Consider the following 19,953-nt stretch of genomic DNA (forward strand, 5'->3'; position numbering starts at 1 on the left):
CGGGTGATAGGGCTCGTTCACACGGCCGCCGGGGATTGCGGCCGGCTCGTCCGAGCGGCGACCGCACCGACATTGCGCGGTGGCGGATCGCCCCCGAGGAGGAAAGGTGGGGCGGTGGATCGACCATCGTGGGCGCCGGGCACAGCGTGGGTCCAGGCGTGCCGGGGGGCCGGCGCATGCGCCCGGACCACCGTGGGGAGCGCAGGGTGAACGGCGCAACGGACGACGCGCGGGCCGACGGGGCCAAGGCGTCGCTGAGCCGGTTCGCCCGCGACTGGGCCCGCACCATCGAGGGCACCAGCTTCGTCCCGTTGAGCGGTGCCGAGATCGAGCAATACCTGCGCGGGCAGGCGCTGCGCATGGCGCAGGCGCTGCGCACCGAGCCGTTCGACCCGGCCGCCGCGCGCGACGTCGGCGCGTCCCTGGTCGGCGAACACTTCACCGGCAGCGGCACGCTGGAGCGCACGCTGGGCCTGGTCGGCCCGTGGTGGCCCATCCTGCGCCGCGACGCGGTCGCCCGGGGCCAGGACCCCGACGCGTACCTGGAGCGGATCGCCGCGCTGATGGGCGCCCTCGCGGCGGGCTACGCGGAGGCGCTGCGCCGGCGGACCCTGGACGAGCAGGAAGCCATCCACGCCGCCGTTCTGGTCGCTCGTGACAGTGCCGAGCACGCACTGCACACGAGTGAAGCGCGCTTTCGGGCGGTTTTCGATCAGGCCGCGCTCGGCATCGGGATCGGCGACGTCGACGGCAACGTGATCGACGTCAACCAGGCGATGACCACGATGTTCGCGGCCAGCGTCGAGGAGATGTGCAAGCGGCAGGTCCGCGACTTCATGCACGACGGCGACACCGACCACATGTGGAAGCTCTATGACGAGTTGATCAGCGGCGAACGCGATCACTTCGCGCTGGAGAAGCAGTTCGAGAAGGCCGACGGCGAGACGTTGTGGACGCATCTGTCGCTGTCCCTGGTCCGCGACTCCAAGGGCAACCCGGAGTACCAGGTCTGCATGCTGGAGGACGTCACCGACCGGCATCGCCTGCACACCAGGCTGCGCCACCAGGCGATGCACGACCAGCTCACCGGGCTGCCCAACCGCGCGTTGTTCGTCGAGCGGCTGACCGCGGCGTTCGAACACCCGGGCCCCGGGGACCGGGTCGGCCTGTGCTACCTGGACCTGGACGGGTTCAAGGTGGTCAACGACAGCCTCGGGCACGACGTGGGCGACCAGCTACTGGTCGCGGTGGCCCGGCGGCTGAGCCGGTACGCGGGCCAGGCCGGGCATCTGATGGCCCGGATGGGCGGCGACGAGTTCGTCATCCTGGTCGAACACTCCACCGGGACCGGGCAGGTGGTGGCGCTGGCCGACGGCGTGTTCGCGGCGTTGCGCGAGCCGTTCCGGATCCGCGGCCACGACCTGACGGTCACCGCGAGCATCGGCATCGTCGAGCGGCCGGTGGCCGGCACCAGCCCGGCGGACACGCTGCGCGCGGCCGACATAACGCTGTACTGGGCCAAGTCCGACGGGCGCGGGCGCTGGACCGTGTTCGACACCGACCGCAACGACCGCGAGGTGGCCCGCTACACGCTGTCCGCGGAGATGCCCGCCGCGCTGCACCACGGCGAGTTCTACGTCGACTACCAACCGCTCGTCTCGCTGGCCGACGGCGGTGTGCTCGGCGTCGAGGCGCTGGTGCGCTGGCGCCACCCGCGCAACGGCCTGGTCGGCCCGGATCGTTTCATCGGGCTGGCCGAGGAGACCGGGCTGATCGTGCCGCTGGGCATGCACGTGCTGGAACAGGCCTGCCGCGAGGCGCGCCGCTGGCAGGACCTGGAGCCGGACGGCGCGCCGTTCATCAGCGTCAACCTGGCCGAACGTCAGTGCCGCGAACCGGGCCTGGTCCGTCAGGTGGAGCGGGTGCTGGCCGAGACCGGCCTGGATCCGGGCCGGCTGCAATTCGAGCTGACCGAGAGTCAGATCATGTCCACCGACGGTGGTCCGCTGGAGCGGCTGCGCGAACTGGCCGCGATGGGCATCCGGATCGCCATCGACGACTTCGGCACCGGCTACTCGAACCTGGCCTATCTGCGCCGCCTGCCGGTGTGCGAGCTGAAGATCGCCGGCTCCTTCGTCGAGGGCCTGCGCCAACCCGGCGACTCCGATCCGGTGGACGGCCGGATCGTGGCCTCGCTGGTCGAACTGGCGCACGCGATCGGCCTCACGGTGACGGCCGAGGGCATCGAGACGGCGGTCCAGGCGGAGCGGCTGCGGGCGATCGGCTGCGACGCGGGGCAGGGCTGGTACTTCTCCCGGCCGGGACCGCCGGATCGCATCGAGGGCATGCTGGCGGGGGTCAAGGAGCGGAGCTGAGGGTACGGGTCGGGGCGCGCGGGCCGGTGCACGCCGGGCGGCACGGGTCGGGGCGCGCGGGTCGGCCCGGGCCAGGGCCGGGCGGCGCGGGGCGCGCCCTGATACCCGTAGTACTTCGGAGCTACCTCGCGGGTGGGCCCTTCGGCGGGACGCCCGCGCGTGCGGAGGGCGCCTAACGTCGCCTCCGGGGCGTGGTCGGAGCCCGCCCGGAGGGCGGAGGTAGGGCATGCCTAGGGTTGATCCTGTGCGAAAGGGGAGGATCGGGCGGATCGGGACGGCGGCGACCGCGGTGGCGCGCGTGCTGCGGCACGACCTGTGGAACCCGAAGCCCGATCCGCTGCCGCGTGGCTGGCGGGACTGGCAACCGGCTTCCGCGGTGCTGTTGGTGGTCCTGGTGATCCCGGTCGGGGCGATCAACGTCAACCAGAGCGCGTGGCAGTACGGCCTGGGCAACGATGTCGGCCTGCTGCTCGGCGGGATCGGGCCGGCGGCGGTGGTGGCCGCGATGTTCCGGCCGGTGCCGGCCTGGTGGGTGGCGACCGCGGCGATGGTGCTGACCGCCCTGCTGGCGGATCCGGCCGGCCCGCAGCTCTACCCGTGGACCGGGGCCGGGATCGCGGTGCACGCGGGCGTGCTGTTCCTGGTGGCCCTGCGCTCGCGCCCGCGCGTCGCGGCCGAGGTGCTGCTGATCACCGTGCTGGCCGGGCTGGGCTGCATGGCGGACCCGCTCCCCGGGTCCCGGTCCGACCTGATGCAGGCCGCGCTGATGATGACCGCCGCGGCGGTGATCGGCGCCGCGCTGCGCGGGCGCCGGGTGGCCCGGACCGAGTTGGTGGTGCAGGCCGAGCTCACCGCCGAGGAGCGGGCCCGGCGCACCCTCCTGGAGGAACGCACCAGGATCGCCCGCGAGTTGCACGACGTGGTCGCGCACCACATGTCGGTGATCTCCATCCAGGCGCAGGTCGCCCCGCACCTGGTGGAGAACCCCTCCGACGCGCTCAAGGAGAACCTGGTCGGCATCCGCGCGAACGCGGTCGACGCGCTCACCGAACTGCGCCGGGTGCTGGGTGTGCTGCGCTCGGAGGACGAGTTGTCCGACGCCATGCGGCACGCCCCGCAACCCACGCTGGACCGGCTGGACGAGTTGGTCGAGAACGTGCGCGGCGCGGGTCTGCGGGTGGACACCCGAATCACCGGCGAGCGGCGGGCGTTGCCGCCGGGGGTGGAGCTGTCCGGGTTCCGGATCGTGCAGGAGGCGCTCAGCAACGTGCTGCGGCACGCGCCCGGGGCGGCGATCCGGGTGGAACTGGGCTACCAGGAGACCGGATTGGCCATCCGGGTCGCCAACACCGCGGCCGAGGTGCCAAAGGCCCCCGGGCAACCGGCCGCGTCGGCCGGCGGACACGGGTTGCTCGGGATGCGCGAGCGGGTCGCGATGCTGGGCGGGGAGTTCGCCGACGGGCCCATTCCCGGCGGCGGTTACGAGGTAGTGGCCAGACTTCCGTTGGAGGACCGTTCGTGACCATCCGGGTGTTGATCGCCGACGACCAGATGATGGTCAGACAGGGCTTCACCGTGCTGTTGAACGCGGAGCCCGACATCGAGGTGGTCGGGCAGGCCGTGGACGGCCTCGACGCGGTCGGGCGGGTGGCCGAACTCGCCCCCGACGTGGTGCTGATGGACATCCGGATGCCTCGGCTGGGCGGCATCGAGGCCACCCGGCGGGTCACCGGTGCCGGCGACGGCTCGGTCAAGGTCCTCGTGCTGACCACGTTCGACCTGGACGAGTACGTGTACGAGGCGCTGCGCGCGGGGGCCTCCGGCTTCCTGCTCAAGGACGCCTCCGCCGAGGAACTCGCGCACGCGGTACGGGTGGTGGCCGCCGGCGACGCACTCCTGGCGCCGAACATCACCAAGCGCCTGATCACCGAGTTCTCCCGGCTGGGCGGCGCTCCCCGGACCCCGCTCAAGGAGCGCCTCGGCGACCTCACCGAGCGGGAGACCGAAGTCCTGTCCCTGATCGCCCAGGGCCTGTCCAACGCGGAGATCGCCGGCACGCTGGTGGTGGCCGAACAGACCGTGAAAACCCACGTCGGCCGAATCCTGATCAAACTGGGCCTCCGCGACCGAACCCAGGCGGCGGTCTACGCCTACGAATCCGGCCTGATCCGCCCGACGGGCTACTAGCGAGCGGCGTGCGCGCGGAACGGCGGACGGGCGGGTGGGGTGTCGGTCGGGGTGGTTAGCGTGTGGGGCGGTGGGGTCGAGCCGACCCTGATTCGACTATCACGATGGAGGTTCGCCGTGTTTCGTCAGGGCGACATCCTGTTGCAGCCGATCCATGAGCAGACCGTGCCGAACGGGGTGAAGGCGCTGCCGACCAAACCCCGGGACGCGCGCGGGCGGTTGGTGCTCGCGCTCGGCGAGGCCACCGGGCACGCACACGCCGTCGTGGGCAGCGGCACGCTCTACCTGGCCCCGGAGCCGATGCTGATCGGGCATCTGCGCCTCGACGAGGCCACCCGCATCGTGCACGAGGAACACGCCACGATCGACCTCCCCAAGGGTTGGTACCGCGTGGTCCGCCAGCGCGAGTACATCCCGGGCGCGGTCCGCATGGTGGCGGACTAGATCGGGCCCGAACCGGTGGAACCGTAGGCTCCGCCTTCGGAGGTTGCGGGCGGAGCCGGTGGGCGCGACCGTCCCGAGCCGACCAAGACACGACCGCACGTCACGGGAGACACGATGGCCACGCCGCCCCGCAAGCTGCCCGGGATCGCGCTGCCGCGCAAGGCAGTCGTCCCACCCCCGCCGGCCCCACCCGCTCCGCCCGCCAACCCGGCCGCCGCGTCCTGGGCCGCGCACCGTGAGCGCGAAGCGCGGGCGGCTCGGGCGGCCGAAGCGGCGACGCCGACCGCTCCCCCGGCTGCCGACGCCCCGGCCCCGGCAGCCGCGGTGATCCCCGAGGCCGACCAAGCGGCACGGGCCGCGCTCCGCGCCAGGCGCGCCCCGCGTCACGCGCCGACTCGCACGGCCGACGAGCCCGGGCCGGCCGGGCCCGTGACCCCGCGGCCCGCCGCCACCCACCGACCGGGGCGGATTGCCCACCACGCGCCCGTGCCCCGCCACTTTGCCGTGCTCGACCTCGCGGATCGGCTCGCGTTGGCGGAGGCCGTCACCGACTGGGCGCACGTTGCCGCCGCCACCGGTCCCGCCGACCGGCCGGCCGCCGAGGCGGCCATCAAGGCCGTGTACCGGGCCGCGGGCATGCCGGAGCCGGAGCGGGTGGTCTGGTACGACTCGCCCCTCGCGGCGGCGGTGGCCGCCGCCGTGGCGGCCGGCAGTTGCAAGCCCGCCGACCTCGCCGCCACCCGGCTGTCGGTGAAGGTGCCCGGCCGTCCGGGCCGCCCCGTGCAGGAACGGCTCTGGAGCGGCCCCTGGACGGCCGCCAAGGCCGAGGCCACCGCGGCGCTCGGCACGGCCGGCTGGGACCTCGCCTGGGCCGAGGGCGCCGATCGGCTGTGGGAGCCCACCCGGCAGCTCACCGAGCGGATCCGCGAGGCCGTGCACTCCGGCGTCGGCGCGTGGGACCCGTCCGTGCGCACCCCCGCCTCGCGAGGCCGCTGGGACGTCGCGGACAAGGTCCGCGCGACCACGCACAGCGCCCTGGGCGGTCAGCACGACGCGGCCTGGCTCGCGGTCTTCGACGGGCTCAAGGAGCGCTTCCCCGAGTTCGACTTCCCGCTCCTGGCCGAACTCGGCGAGGTGGCCCGGCACATCGGCTGGTGGTGGCCGTACGAGCGGGTCGTGCTGGTCAGCGAGCGGCCCACCACGATGCACCGCGACGACCAGTCGCGGCTGCACAACGGCGACGGCCCGGCACTGACCTACGCGGACGGCTTCGCGCTGCACGCGTGGCGCGGGATGCCCGTCCCGGCCGACTTCGTCGGCGGGCTCGGCCCCGGCGGCAGCCGGCTGACCGTACGCGCGATCCACAACGAGGACAACGCCGAGCTGCGCCGGGTGATGCTGGAGATCTACGGCTACGACCGCTACCTGCGCGAGGTCGGCGCGCAACCGCTGGACCGGGACGAGACCGGTGTGTTGTGGGAGATCGAACTCGACGACGACGAGCCGATCGTGATGGTCGAGGTGCTCAACTCCACCCCCGAACCGGACGGCACCACCCGCACCTACTGGCTACGCGTACCGCCGGACACCGAGACCGCCCGCGAGGGGGTGGCCTGGACGTTCGGCCTGAGCCCGCAGGACTACCGCCCACTGCGCGAGACCTGACGCCCGGTCACCGGCGCCGGCGTGCCGCGGCACGCCGGCCTCGCGAACCCGAACACCCCGGACCCGCGCGCCCCGCACGTCAGTGCGGAATCGCCTGCCTCGGCCGAGTGGCCGCCAGGCCGTCGCGGAACTCGTCGATCCGGCGCGCGACGTCCCAGATCGTCACGCTGCCCTCCAGCAGCGACAGGTACAACGAGCGTTCGGCCAGCCCGGTCAGGTCGACGGTGAAGTACACACTCATCAAGGGATTGATGAACAGCTCGCTGTTGTCCGTGCGTTCGGTGAAATGCGCGTCGCCGAAGCGCCCGTGCAACGCCGCGGCGACCGACCCGTGCACGATGCTCGGCCGCTGCGGGGTGAGCCGATTCGCGTACGCCACCGCGTCCAGATACAGCGCCCCCTCGCGCGATTCGCGCGGGATCGACAGCGCGCCGAGGTAATGCCCCGAGCGGGTGAGCGCGGCCAGGTTCTCCAACACCTGGGCGTGGCAGATGCCGTGGTAGGAGTCGATGCCGAAGCCGAGCGAGACGACCAGCCGGGTCGGCACCCGTACGCCGGCCACCGCGGCGAGGCTGGTCATGTCCTCCTCCGGAGTGCCCAACGACGCCTCGTCGCCGCGCATCAGGATGTCGGTACCGCCGTCCACGAGCACGATCGCGTCCACGTCCAGGTCCTTGACCAACCGGCGGTAGGCGGCCCGCAACGGTTCGACCCCGGTCTTGCCGAACGCGTACACCGTGTCCGGAAGGCCGTTGCGCGCCAGCCACATCGCCAGTGCCCGCTCCGGGAAGTAGTCGTCGTTGCCCGGCGTGTCCGGCCGTACCGCCGCCAGCCCCGGCAACAGCCGGTCGCGGGAGGGGAGTCGATCCACCGTCACGAACGACAGGTTCGCGTAGTGCACCCGCTTGCCCTGCTCGCTCAGCGCCAGACCGAGCGGCAGTCCGGCGAACACGTCGAAGCCGCCGCCCGCTCCGGCGATCAACACGGAGCGGGCGGCCCGGAGGCGGGCGAAGATCGGGGGTTCGGTGAGGGTGAACACGCGCGGACCGTACCAAGGTGATCATGCGGCGCGTCAAGGCAATTGGCGGTGCTCAGGTCGAACCCACCGCGGCCGCGCGGTACTCCTCGACCAGCAGTCGCTTGTACAGCTTCCCGGTCGCGTGCCGGGGCAGTTCGGCACGGAAGTCCACCGACCGAGGACACTTGTGATGGGCCAGCCGCGCACGGCAGTAGGCGATCAGCTCTTCCGCCAACTCCGGGCCCACCAGGGCATCTTCCGCCGGTTGCACGACCGCCTTGACCTGCTCGCCCAGGTCCTCGTGCGGAATGCCGAACACCGCCACGTCGGCGATCGCGGGATGCAGCGCGAGCAGGTTCTCCACCTCCTGCGGATACACGTTCACCCCACCGCTGATGATCATGTGTGCTTGACGATCCGTCAGGTACAGGTAGCCGTCCGCGTCCAGCCGGCCGATGTCGCCCAGCGTGGTCCAACCCCGGCCGCCGGGATCGCGGCCGGCCTCGGTCTTGGCCGGGTCGCGGTGGTACGAGAACCGCGGCCCGTCGGCGAAATAGACGATGCCGTGCTCGCCCAGCGGCAGTTCGTTCCCCTCCTCGTCGCAGATGTGCGGGGTGCCCAGGATCGCCCGCCCCACCGTGCCCCGGTGCGCGAGCCATTCCTGGGGGGTGCAACCGACGTAGCCGTTGCCCTCGGTGCCGGCGTAGTACTCGTACAGCACCGGCCCCCACCAGGCCATCATGCGTTCCTTGACCTCGGGCGGACACGGCGCCGCCGCGTGCACCGCGTAGCGCAGCGAGGACAGGTCGTACCGCTCGCGCGCCTCGACCGGCATTTTGAGCATGCGCACGAACATGGTCGGCACCCATTGGCTGTGCGTCACCCGGTACCGCTCGATCGCGGCGAGCGCGGCCTCGGGGTCGAAGCGCTCCAGGACCACCACGGTGTGCCCGCCCCGCAGGAACTGCATGCAATAGCGCAACGGGGCCGCGTGGTAGAGCGGCGCGGGACACAGGTAGACGTCGCCGCCCCCGCCCGAGGTGTTCATCCCGTACAGCGCGCCGATCAGGTGAAACAGCGTCAGCGCCGGTCCGGTGCCCACCGGGTGGTCCTCGCGCGTGGGCAACACGCCCTTGGGCCGACCGGTGGTGCCGGACGAGTACAACATGTCCGCGCCCTCGACCTCGCTCGCGATCGGCGTGCTCGGGTACGGCCGGACCGCGGCCTCGTACGGCTCGAAACCCGGCGCCGCGCCGTCCAGCATGAGCAGGCGCTCCACCCGGGGCACACGCTCGCGGACGGCGCTCGCGAACTCGGCCTGCGCGGCCGAGGAGACGAACACCCGGGCCCCGCAGTTGTCCACCACGTACACCAGTTCGTCCGGGTGCAGCCGTACGCCGATCGGCGTGTAGATCAACCCGGAGCGCTGCGCGGCCCAGGTGAGCGCGAGGTAGAGCGGGTGGTTCTCCAGCGCGATGGCGATGTGGTCGCCGGGACGCAGCCCGGCGTCGTACAGCAGGTGGGCGAAGCGGTTGGATTCCGCGTCCAGTTCGGCGTAGGTGACGACACGGCCGGTGCCGGCCATGATCACGGCGGGGCGGTCGGGGTGCGCGGCGGCGATGACACCGGGATGCATGGGCGATCCTCGTCTCGGTGCGACGGTCCCGCTCCCGAGCGGGGCGCGGGCTCCTGAGCTTCCGTTCGGATGGCGCCGCAGAAGTCTCGCACCGTACCCAGCCGTATTGAAGACGCCGCGCGCGTCCCGGCCGCCCGTGTCCCGGCCGGAGATGTCCGCAGCGCACGTACCCGGACCGAGCACTCTGGGGCCTGCTCCCCGGGCAGTCCCGGGGCAGCCCCCGAGCACTCCCGAAGCCCGCTCAGTGCAGCGGTCGCCCACCCGCGAAAGCCGGTCCGCGCACCTCGCCGCCGGGCCGATCCCCCGCCGGCGGCGCCAGTTCGCGCCCCAGCCACTCGAACGCGGCCGGCAGACCCTTGGCCCAGGTGCCGAAGTTGTGCCCGCCGGACGGCTCGATCCGCACCTTCACGGTGTCCGTCGGCCGGAACTTGCGGGCGAACTCGCGTGCCTCCCGGGCCGTCTTGCCCTCGCCCTTGGCCGCGAACAGGTACATCCGCACCGGCGGCCTGCGCGCGTCCTCGATGGTGTGCAGCGGGCTGTTGGCCCGGCGCAGCCCCTCGTCGCCGCGATACAGGTCGCCGGTGGTCATGTCGGTGATCGCCTTGAAGTAGCCGGAGAGGCTGGCCGCCGCCGCGTAGCGGTCGGGGTGGCGCAGGGCCAGGTTCGCGGAGCAGAAGCCGCCGGTGGAGTAGCCGAGCAGGCCCCAGTGCGCGGGTGCGGGCGCGGTCCGGAAGTTGGCCGTGATGGCGTCCGGCACGTCCTGGCCGAGGTAGGTGTCCGCGCGGGAGCCGCCCGGGGCGTCCACGCATTCGCTGTCCCGGCCCGCGATCGGGTTCTGCGCCGCGATCACCACGATGGTCGGCGGCATCCGGCCCGATTCCATCAGCCCGGCGAGCATCTGGTGCACCTTCATCCGGCGCAGCCAGGTGTCGGGCGTGCCGGGGAAGCCGGAGGTGAGCTGGATCACCGGAAACCGGGTGCGGGTGTTCTCCGGCGCGAAGTAGGCGGCGGGCAGGTAGACGAAGGTGTTCAGCCTGTAGCCGGTACGAGGGCCCTGGATGCTCGTGTTGACCAGCACGCCGTACTTGGGGTCGGCGCCCTTGCGCCGGGGGTGCGGGGCCCTGGGCTGGTCGGTCAGCGGGGGCTTGGTGACCATGAACGGCAGGCCCTTGCCGCCGTCGTCGGAGAACGGGACGGCCGGCTTGGGGTCGAGGTGCTTGACCTTCACGGTGGCCACCGGCACGTCCGGCACCGACGGTCCGTCGGCGATGTGCATCAGATCGGACAGGGTCGAGTAGAAGTACATCTGCGCGTTGACCGCGGCCAGGATGGTGAAGGTCACCATGAGCTGGGTGAACAGCAGGGTGCAGATGCGGCGAGTGCGCTGGAGGGTGGGGCGGTTCCAGAACCAGACGGTGGCGAACGCGGTGCCGGCGGTGACGACCGCCATGCCTATGACGAACCAGATGCTCGTGATGTCGACGTCCCAGACCGGACGTCCCGCCAACTGTTGTTCCACGCTCCCACTGCCTTCTTCGCCGGGCCCGACCGATAGCGCCGATCCCGGCCGGCACCCCACACAGTCGCGCCGGGAGCGGAGCAGCCTGCCTGTCCATCCTGTGCCCGGCCGCGCGGCGGCGCGTCGATCCAGAGTCCCTGACCGAGTCATTCACAAGTCGCACGCAAGCCCGCCGGCTCCTCCGCGCTCCGGGGCGTGCCCGGACGTGGCCGGGCGTGGTCAGTACGAGCGCGGCAACCCGAGTGTGTGCTGCGCCACATGGTTGAGGATCATCTCCCGGCTGACCGGCGCGATCCGCAGCGTACGGGCGATACCCCACAGCGGGACCAGTCCGTAGTCGCGGCTCATGCCGTTGCCGCCGTGTGTCTGGATGGCCGCGTCGACCGCGTGCACGGCGGCCTCGGCGGCGGCGTACTTGGCCATGTTCGCGGCCTCTCCCGCGGCCTTGACCAGGTGCTCTCCCGCGTCGTGCAGCCAGGCCGCCCGGGCCGTCATCAGCGCGGCCAGCTCGACCTCGATCGCGGCCTCGGCGAGCGGGTGCGCGATGGCCTGGTGGGTGCCGATGGGCGCGCCCCACACCTCGCGGGTACGGGCGTACTCCGCGGCGCGGGCGAGCGCGTACCGGGCGATGCCCACGCCCAGCGCCGCACCCGTCACCCGCTCCGGGTTCAGGCCGTGGAACACCTGGCGCAGCCCGTCGCCCTCGGTGCCGATCAGCCGGTCGGCGGATACCGGTACGTCGTCGAAGAACAGCGTGAACTGCCGCTCCGGCGCCGCGCCTTCGATCGCCAGCGGGCTCGCGGTCAGGCGCGGGTCGTCGGCGTCCACCAGGAACAGCGAGAGCCGGCCGCGCCCGGAGCCGGGGTCGGTACCGGTTCGGGCGACCACCAGGATCGCGTCGGCCTCGTCGACGCCGGAGATGAACTGCTTGGTGCCGCGCAACAACCAGCCGTCGCCGTCCCGGGTCGCGGTGGTGGCCAGGCGATGGGTGTTGGAGCCCGCTTCGGGCTCGGTGATCGCGAACACGATCTTGCCGCTGCCCGACGCCAGCAGGGGCAGCCAGGTGCCCTTCTGCTCGGCGGTGCCGAACCGGGTGAGCACCTCGCCGGCGATCGCGCCGGAGACCAGGAGCAGCAGCAGCGGGCAGCCGTGTGCCGCGACCTCCTCGCAGACGATCGCCAGCTCGACCAGGCCGCCGCCCCCGCCGCCGTACTCCTGCGGGATGTTGACGCCGATGTAGCCGTGTTCGCCGAGGGCCTGCCACAGTTCGGTGGTGGGCCGGCGGTCGCGGCTGTGCTCGGCGAAGTAGCCGGGGCCGAATCCGTCGGTGATCGCACCCACCGCCGCGCGCAGGGCCCGGTGTTCGTCGCTTTCGTCGAATCGCATGGCTCACCCGTCCAGCAGCGTCGTGGGGATGTCGGTGTGCCGGGACCGGATGTACTCGGCCAGGCCCTTGGCCTGCGGGTCCGGGCGGGTGGAGGCCGCGACGCCCTCGCCGAGCAGGCCGGCGATCACGAAGTTGACCGCGCGCAGGTTCTCCAGCACATACCGCCGGATCGGCAACTCGGCTGCCTCCGGCAGTAGTTCGCGCAGTCGATCCACCGTCAGGTGTCCGCGCAGCCAGCGGAATCCCACGTCGTCGCGGGCCCACAGGCCGAGGTTGGCGTCGCCGCCCTTGTCGCCGGAGCGCGCTCCGCAGACCAGCCCGAGCGGGACCCGGCGGGTCGGTCCCCCGTCGCGGGCGGCGGGTTCGGGCGCCGGCGTGGGATCCGGCAGCGGCGCGGTGTGCTCGGGCGGGGCGATCACCTTGGCGGTGCCGTCGGGCAGCACCACGGTGTGCTCGACCTCGGTGGCCGGGATCCACCCGGCGCGGAAGACGCCGTACGCGGTCTCGGCGGTGGGGGGCGTGGTGGTGTGGAAGCCCGGGTAGCCGGCCAGCGCGAGTTCGACGACCGCGCCGGAGAAGGCCCGGCCGACCTTGGCGGGGTCGGGGTCCTTGACGGTGACCCGCAGATGCGCGGTGGCCTGCTCGTTGGTCGGCGCGTCGGGTCGGTCGTAGCGGATCAGCCGCACGTCGACCTCGGCGAATCGGTCCCGGCCGCCGAGCGTGTCGAACAACATGCGTTCGGCGTGCGCGGCCTTGGCCTCGATGTCCAGTCCGGTCAGCACCATGGTCATGGTGTTGCGGTAGCCGCCGAGTTCGTTGACGGCGACCTTGAGGGTGGGCGGCGGCGGCAGGCCGCGTACGCCGCGGATCCGGACCCGGTCCGCGCCGGCTCGGCCGAGCGTGATGGTGTCGAAGCGGGCCACCGCGTCCGGGTTGGCGTAGGCGGGTCCGGCGATCTCGTACAGGAGTTGCGCGGTGACCGTGCCGATCGAGACCAGGCCGCCGGTGCCCCGGTGCTTGGTGATCACCGCCGATCCGTCCGCGGCGACCTCGGCGATCGGGAAGCCGGGGCGGCGGGTGTCCAGCGCGAAGTCTGCGCCGCGGCCCGGGCGTTGCGGACGCGGCAGCTCGCCGAGGAAAGGGTAGTTGCCGCCGGTGGCCTGCGGGCCGCACTCGATCACGTGGCCCGCGACGATCGCGCCGGCGAGTCGGTCGTGGTCCGTGCGCCGCCAGCCGTGCCACCACGCGGCGGGGCCGACCACCAGCGACGCGTCGGTCACCCGCGGGCAGATCACGATGTCGGCGCCCTCGGCGAGCGCTTCGGCGATGCCCCAGCCGCCGAGGTAGGCGTTGGCGGTCACCGCGCGCGGGCCGGCGTCGATCCGCTCCAGCACGTCGTCGCCGGTGACGTGGGCGATCCGCGGGGCCAGGCCCAGGCGTTCCGCGCTCGCCCGCAGCCGCTCGGCGAGCCCTTCCGGGTTGAGACCGCCGGCGTTGGAGACGATCCGGATGCCCCGGTCCAGGCAGGTGCCCATGACCTGTTCCATCTGGGTCACGAAGGTGCGCGCGTAGCCGGCGGTGGGGTCCTTGGCCCGGGCCTTCCACAGGATGGACATGGTCAGCTCGGCGAGGTAGTCGCCGGTGAGCACGTCGATCGGGCCGTCCTCGACCATCTCGCGCGCGGCGGCGAGCCGATCGCCGTAGAAACCCGAGCAGTTCGCGATCCGCACCGGGCGGCGGGCGGCGCCCTCGTCGGCGACCGGGTGCTCTCGTCGTCGTGTCCCGCTCATCCGCTCGCCTCCACCGGGGCGGTCACCACGGCCAACACCGCGCCGGCGTCCACCGGATCGCCGGGGCCGACCGGGAGGTGGGTCACCACACCCTGGTGCGGCGCGGTCACCTCGTGCTCCATCTTCATCGCCTCCACCGCCAGCACGAGTTGTCCGGCCACCACGTGCTCGCCCTCGGCGACCGCGACCCGCACCACGGTGCCGGGCATCGCGGCCAGCAGCGAGCCGGCGGGTTCGGCCTCGGACTCCGCGGCTTCGGGCAGGCGCGGCAGTTCGACCAGTTCGCTCGCGCCGAGCGGGCTGTCCAGGTAGACCGTGTCGCCGACCCGGTGCACCGCGATCGTGCGCCGCACCCCGTCCGCGCCCAGGTCCACCCGATCCGGGTGGGCGGCGTGAACGACCAGTCCGGGCAGCGGCTTTCCGTCGATGGCGAGATGGTCCGGGAGGCGGTAGGTGACGGTCGTACGGCCGTCCGTGTCGTGCGCGTAGGTCACCTGCTGGTCGGCGCTGCGGACGTTGCGCCAGCCGCTGGGGATGCCCGTCAGTACGCGGGCCGCCGCGCGCCGCTCGGCCTGCCCGGCGAGTGCCGCGGCGGCGGCGTGGATCGCGGAGACCGCCGGGTCGGCGGCGCACAGGTCGGCGGCCGAATGCCGGTCCAGGAAGCCGGTGTCCGCGTCACCGGCGGCGAACTCCGGCGAGCGCAGGATGCCCACGAGCAGGTCCCGGTTGGTGCGTACGCCGTGCAGCCGGGCCCGGGCGAGCGCGTGGGCGAGCTTGCGGCAGGCCTCGTCGCGGGTCGGCGCGTAGGCGATCACCTTGGCCAGCAGGGCGTCGTAGTGCGGCCCGACCCGGCTGCCGGTGACCACGCCGGCGTCCACCCGGATGCCGTCCCCCTCGGGGATGTCGAAGCGGTGCAGTGTGCCGACCGAGGGGGCGTAGTCGCGTACCGGGTCCTCCGCGTACAGCCGGGCCTCGATCGCGTGGCCGACGGCGACCGGTGCGGCGGGCAGCGCGTGGCCCTGGGCGACCAGGAGTTGCAGCCGGACCAGGTCGAGGCCGGTGGTCAGTTCGGTGACCGGATGCTCGACCTGGAGTCGGGTGTTGACCTCCAGCAGGTGGAACGCGCCGGATCGGTCGAGCACGAACTCGACGGTGCCCGCGCCGACATAGCCGATCGCCCGACCCGCGGCGACGGCCGCCGCGCACAATCGCTCGCGCAGCGCCCGGTCGACGGCGGGTGAAGGGCTTTCCTCGATCAGCTTCTGGTGCCGGCGCTGGATCGAGCAGTCCCGTTCGAAGAGCGCGAGCACGTTTCCGTGGGTGTCCCCGAAGATCTGTACCTCGACGTGCCGCGGTCGCTCGACCAGGCGCTCCAGGAAGACGGTGTCGTCTCCGAACGCGGCGCCCGCCTCGCGCCGGGCCGCGGCCACCGCCCGGGCCAGGTCCGCCGGTTCGCGCACGGCCCGCATGCCTCGACCGCCGCCGCCGAAGGCGGCCTTGACCAGGAGCGGGAAGCCGACCCGGGCCGCGAGCGCGTCGAGTGCGTCGAGCGCTTCGGCCCTCGCGTCCTCGCGGACGATCCCGCCCGGAAGGACCGGCACACCGGCGGCCCCCAGCAGTTCCTTCGCGGCGAGCTTGTCGCCCATCGCGGCGATGGTGTCCGGCGCGGGTCCGACGAACACGAGTCCGGCGGCCTCGACCCGCAGGGCGAAGTCGGCGTTCTCGGACAGGAATCCGTAGCCCGGGTGGACCGCGTCCGCGCCGGTCGTGCGGGCCGCCTCGATCAACAGGTCGCCGCGCAGGTAGGTGTCCGCGGCCGCGTCGCCCGGCAGCCGGACGGCCTGGTCGGCCGCCGCCACATGCGGCGAGTCGACATCGGGGTCGGCGTACACGGCCACGGTGTCGATGCCCATCGCGTGCGCGGTGCGGGCGATCCGAACCGCGATCTCGCCGCGGTTGGCGATCAACAGCCTGCGGATGAGCGGCATACGATCCCCTCGGGGTGCGGTCTTGGGGGTTGCGGGTCGGTGCGGGTTGCGGGTCGGTGCGGGTTTCCCGGCTGGTTCGAGGTGCGGGTCGGTTTCGGTTCGGATCGGTTTCGGGTGCTCGCGTGCGGGCGCCTGCGGTGTTGCCGGCGGCGGCGGATCCGAGGCGGGTCACATTCGGAAGACCCCGTATCCCGTGGTGCCCGCGATCGGTGCCGAGTGGGCCGCCGACAGTGCGATACCGAGCACGGTGCGGGTATCGCGCGGGTCGATCACGCCGTCGTCGTAGAGCCGCGCGGTGACGAAGAACGCGTGCGACTCGCGCTCGATCTGCGCCTCGATCGCGCCGCGCCGCAGTTCGTCCACCTCCTCGTCGAAGGGGATCCCGCGCGCGGCCGCGGCCTGTCGGCCGACGATGGACAACACGCCGGCCAGTTGCGCGGCGCCCATCACCGCGAGCTTCGCGGTCGGCCACGCGAACAGCAGCCGGGGGTCGAAGGCACGGCCGGACATCCCGTAGTTGCCCGCGCCGAAGGACGCGCCGATGTTCAGGGTCAGATGCGGCACGGTCGAATTGGTCACCGCGTTGATCATCTTGGCGCCGTCCTTGACGATGCCGCCCTGCTCGTACGCGGTGCCCACCATGTATCCGGTGGTGTTCTGCAGGAACAGCAGCGGGGTGTCCGAGCGATTCGCCAACTGGATGAACTCGGTGGCCTTCTTCGACTCCTCGCCGAACAGCACGCCTCGCGCGTTGGCCAATACGCCGACCGGGAAGCCGTGCACGGACGCCCATCCGGTGACCAGGCTGGTCCCGTAGCCGGGCTTGTACTCACCGAACCGCGAGCCGTCCACGACCCGGGCCAGCAACTCCTTGGGGTCGAAGGGGACTCGCAGATCCGCCGAGACCAGGCCGAGCACCTCGTCGATGTCGTACAGCGGTTCGTCCGCCGGCTTCGTCGGTCCGGGTCCGTGCTTGCGCCAGTTCAGTTCGGCCACGATCCGCCGCCCGATCCGCAGGCAGTCGTACTCGTCGACGGCGTAGTGATCGGCGAGCCCGGACACGCGCGCGTGCATAGCGGCGCCGCCCAACTCCTCGTCGTCGGCCTCCTCGCCGGTGGCCATCCGCACCAGCGGCGGCCCGCCCAGGAACACCTTGGCCTGCCCCGCCACGAGCACCGAGTGGTCGCACAGCCCCGGGATGTACGCGCCGCCCGCCGTCGAGTTGCCGAACACCAGCGCGATGGTGGGAATGCCCAGCGCGGACAGCTCGGTCAGGTCGTGGAAGACCCGCCCGCCGGGGACGAACAGCTCGGCCTGGGTGGGCAGATCGGCGCCGCCGGACTCGACCAGGCTGATCACCGGCAGCCGGTTTCGGCGGGCGATCTCCAGCGCCCGCAGGTTCTTGCGCAGGGCGTACGGGTTGAGCGAACCGCCGCGCACCGTAGGGTCGTTGGCGATCAGTACGCACTCGACGCCGGAAACCGGCCCGATGCCGGTGACCAGACCCGCGCCGACGGTGAACTCGGTGCCCCACGCGGCGAGCGAGGACAGCTCCAGAAAGGGCGCGTCCTGGTCGAGCAGCAGCTCGATCCGCTGACGCGCGGTCAGCCGTCCGCGCGCCAGGTGCCGTTCAACGTAGCGCTCGCCGCCGCCGGCGCGGGCCAGGTCGAGCTGTTCGTGCAGCGCCGCGAGGGCGGCGAGCTGCGCCGTGCGGTTGTCCCGGTAGGTGTCCGACCGGGGATCGAGCCGGGAACGAAGAACGGGCACGACGTCGCCTCCTCGCCTGACGAAGCACGTCGACGCGTATCGACGCATGTCGAAGGCAGCTTCCGGATGTTAACGGCCGGTCACTTGGCTGCGGAAGGGTCGGCGCGGTACGACGATCGACGGCGCGGAGGGGCGCGGGCGGGTATGGAGTGGCGGCGCGGACGGGTGGGCCGATGGGGTGACGGCGGGGGCGGGTCGCGGTCGGGCGTCGGCCATTGGGGTCCTCCGGGGCGGCGGGGTCGATGTCGGATCATCGCTCCGGTACCCCGTGCCCGGGAAAACACGACACCGACGCGGGCCCGGGGTGGCGGGACGCATCGGTGTCGGGGTCGGGTCGGGTCGGGTCGGTGTGACCGTCCGGGTCAGCCGTGGTGGTGACCGTGGTGGCCGTGGTGGCCGTGGTGGCCGTGGTGGCCCGCGTGCGGGTCGGCGGGCTCGGCTCGCTCGGCGGTCGGCGCGGCGGCCGGCTTCGCGGCCTCGACGGTGAACTCGGCGGTCCGCACCACGCCACCGTGCCGGAAATCGAGGAAGAACCGGTAGGTGCCGACGCTGGGCAACTCGGTGTGGAAGGCGATCTCGGGGCCTGCCGGGGTGATCCCGTCGCCGGGGGCGCCACCCGGGTGAACGTGCAGGTAGGCCAGGTCACCCTCGCGCAGCACGACGAGGTGCCCGAACGCGGCGAGGTACGGCTCCAGGTCGGTGACGGGGCGGCCGTCCCGGGCCACCGAGAGGGTGATGTGCGCGCCCTGCCCGGCGGCCGGCTCACCGGCCAGGGTCACCGTGTACCCGTCCACCTCGGCGGTCGGCGCCGGCTCGGGCAACGGCACGTGCCGGAAGTCGCCGGCGACGTGGATGTCCACGCCGAGGGTGAGCGGGATGCCGGTGGCGGCCGGGGCGAAGTCGGTGAAGACGCGGTAGGTGCCGGCCTGGTCGAGGGTGAGTTCCTGGGTCCAGACGCCGTCCTCGCCCAGCACCGGGTGCACGTGCCGGAAGCCGCTCAGGTCGCGGCGGACCACGATCAGGTGCAGGTCCTTGTCGTGCTGCGGTAGGTACTCGCGCACCGGGGCTCCGTCGGGGCCGTCGATCCGGAACGCGAAGGTGCCGGCGGGCGCCACGACCGGGACCAGCGTGTAGCCGTCGCGGGAGACCTGGAGGCCCTCGGGCGTGGCGGGGGCTGCGGCGTGGTGGGCGTGGACGGTCATGGCGGGCTCCCGGAATCGAGTGGTGTGGTCGAGCGGGCCGGTCCGGCCGCTCGGTGGCCTTGGTGGCGGCCACAACCGAAAGTTATACCCCCCAGGGGTATAGGGACAAGTGAAGGCGAAGCGAAGTGACCGGGGCCACTTGACGGCTAACGCCGTTAGCTAGATGATGAACCCAAGCGGCTAACAGCGTTAGCCGATCGAGTCTCGGGAGACGACCTCATGACCATGACCATGAACACGACGGACACGATGAACGCGACGCACGCCTCGGGCGAGCAGGCCACGCCGCTGCCGCACGCACCCGGCGCACGAAGCCGGCAACCGCTCGTCGCCGGAGTCACCCACGCCGCCGCCTGGGTCGCCGGCCTCACCGTCGCGGCCGGCGCCACCCCGGAGCTGGGCGACTCGGCCGCCGAGATCACCTCGGCGTACGTCGACGACGCGAGTCGGGCCGTCGCGCAATCCGTCCTCGTCCACGGGCTCGCGGCCGGCGCGCTGGCCGTACTCGGTGTCGCGCTGCTGCGCCGGGCGGCCGGCGGCCGGGATCGGGCGACTCGCTTCGCGGGTTGGGCGGGCGTGACCTCGGCCGTGCTCGCCATCGTGCAACTGGTGCTCGAACTGGTCGCGATCGGCCGGGCCGACGTGGGCGATCCGGGGCTCGCGGGCGGGTTGTTCGAGCTGGTCCAGCGCATCGACGGCGTCAAGATGTTCGCGCTCGCCGCACTGGCGTTGGGTGTGGGTCTCGCCGCGCGCCGGGTCGTGCCGCTGCGCCGCTGGGAATCGCTCACCGGCTACGCCCTCGTCGCCACGATCGTCGGCTCCGGCCTCGGCTACCTGCTCCTGAACACCGCGTTCGGCCAGTTGGCCCTGTTGTCCCTGCCGCTGCTGCTGGTCTGGGTCGTCGCGGTGGGCCACACGCTGTCCCGGCGGTCCTGACGGCGCCGATGGGTGGGCGAGCGGGAAAACGGGATTCGC

14 protein-coding genes are annotated in these 19,953 nt (G+C 72.6%); 6 read left to right on the top strand and 8 right to left on the bottom strand.

The annotated features are described in order from the left end of the window. Positions 1-176: 176 nt before the first annotated feature. The 5 genes from ACWCPW_RS00970 to ACWCPW_RS00990 all read left to right on the top strand — a co-directional run bounded on the left by ACWCPW_RS00970 (position 177) and on the right by ACWCPW_RS00990 (position 6,671). Positions 177-2,375: a putative bifunctional diguanylate cyclase/phosphodiesterase gene (locus ACWCPW_RS00970; protein WP_449759447.1), complete on the top strand. Its 2,199-nt coding sequence runs from the start codon at positions 177-179 to the stop codon at positions 2,373-2,375. Positions 2,376-2,601: 226 nt separating this feature from the next. Further along, entirely contained in the window at positions 2,602-3,897 is a 1,296-nt protein-coding gene (locus tag ACWCPW_RS00975) for a sensor histidine kinase (protein WP_449759448.1), read from the top strand. After that, a complete protein-coding gene (locus ACWCPW_RS00980; RefSeq protein WP_449759449.1) occupies positions 3,894-4,562 on the top strand; it encodes a response regulator in 669 nt (222 codons plus the stop codon). Before ACWCPW_RS00975 ends, ACWCPW_RS00980 begins: the two co-directional genes overlap by 4 nt. Positions 4,563-4,679: 117 nt before the next feature. After that, positions 4,680-5,006: a hypothetical protein gene (locus tag ACWCPW_RS00985; RefSeq protein WP_406295088.1), complete on the top strand. Its 327-nt coding sequence runs from the start codon at positions 4,680-4,682 to the stop codon at positions 5,004-5,006. 636 nt (positions 5,007-5,642) lie between these two features. Continuing rightward, a complete protein-coding gene (locus tag ACWCPW_RS00990; RefSeq protein WP_449759588.1) occupies positions 5,643-6,671 on the top strand; it encodes a DUF6745 domain-containing protein in 1,029 nt (342 codons plus the stop codon). 79 nt (positions 6,672-6,750) lie between these two features. Here the strand turns inward: ACWCPW_RS00990 and ACWCPW_RS00995 are convergent, their stop codons facing one another. The 8 genes from ACWCPW_RS00995 to ACWCPW_RS01030 form a co-directional block, all read right to left on the bottom strand. Next, positions 6,751-7,710: a DUF1152 domain-containing protein gene (locus tag ACWCPW_RS00995; RefSeq protein WP_449759450.1), complete on the bottom strand. Its 960-nt coding sequence runs from the start codon at positions 7,708-7,710 to the stop codon at positions 6,751-6,753. A gap of 52 nt (positions 7,711-7,762) precedes the next feature. Beyond that, positions 7,763-9,325: an AMP-binding protein gene (locus ACWCPW_RS01000; protein WP_449759451.1), complete on the bottom strand. Its 1,563-nt coding sequence runs from the start codon at positions 9,323-9,325 to the stop codon at positions 7,763-7,765. A 241-nt stretch (positions 9,326-9,566) separates the two neighbouring features. Next, the gene (locus tag ACWCPW_RS01005) at positions 9,567-10,844 is read right to left on the bottom strand and encodes an alpha/beta hydrolase (protein ID WP_449759452.1); all 1,278 of its coding nucleotides are present in this window, start codon (positions 10,842-10,844) and stop codon (positions 9,567-9,569) included. A 219-nt stretch (positions 10,845-11,063) separates the two neighbouring features. After that, a complete protein-coding gene (locus ACWCPW_RS01010; RefSeq protein ID WP_449759453.1) occupies positions 11,064-12,230 on the bottom strand; it encodes an acyl-CoA dehydrogenase family protein in 1,167 nt (388 codons plus the stop codon). A 3-nt stretch (positions 12,231-12,233) separates the two neighbouring features. After that, positions 12,234-14,021, bottom strand: coding sequence for an acyclic terpene utilization AtuA family protein (locus ACWCPW_RS01015; RefSeq protein WP_449759454.1), 1,788 nt, complete (start codon positions 14,019-14,021; stop codon positions 12,234-12,236). Next, on the bottom strand, positions 14,018-16,009 hold the full coding sequence (locus ACWCPW_RS01020; protein WP_449759455.1) for an acetyl/propionyl/methylcrotonyl-CoA carboxylase subunit alpha: 1,992 nt from the start codon (positions 16,007-16,009) through the stop codon (positions 14,018-14,020). Before ACWCPW_RS01020 ends, ACWCPW_RS01015 begins: the two co-directional genes overlap by 4 nt. Positions 16,010-16,177: 168 nt before the next feature. Then, on the bottom strand, positions 16,178-17,776 hold the full coding sequence (locus ACWCPW_RS01025) for an acyl-CoA carboxylase subunit beta (RefSeq protein ID WP_449759456.1): 1,599 nt from the start codon (positions 17,774-17,776) through the stop codon (positions 16,178-16,180). A 362-nt stretch (positions 17,777-18,138) separates the two neighbouring features. Beyond that, a complete protein-coding gene (locus tag ACWCPW_RS01030; protein ID WP_449759457.1) occupies positions 18,139-18,978 on the bottom strand; it encodes a hypothetical protein in 840 nt (279 codons plus the stop codon). Positions 18,979-19,197: 219 nt separating this feature from the next. Here ACWCPW_RS01030 and ACWCPW_RS01035 point away from each other — a divergent pair, with 219 nt between their 5' ends. After that, positions 19,198-19,914 carry a hypothetical protein gene (locus ACWCPW_RS01035; RefSeq protein WP_449759458.1) on the top strand — a complete coding sequence of 239 codons (717 nt, stop codon included), beginning with the start codon at positions 19,198-19,200 and terminating at the stop codon, positions 19,912-19,914. Positions 19,915-19,953: the final 39 nt, after the last annotated feature.

The sequence above is a fragment of the Embleya sp. NPDC001921 genome, from assembly GCF_053594475.1.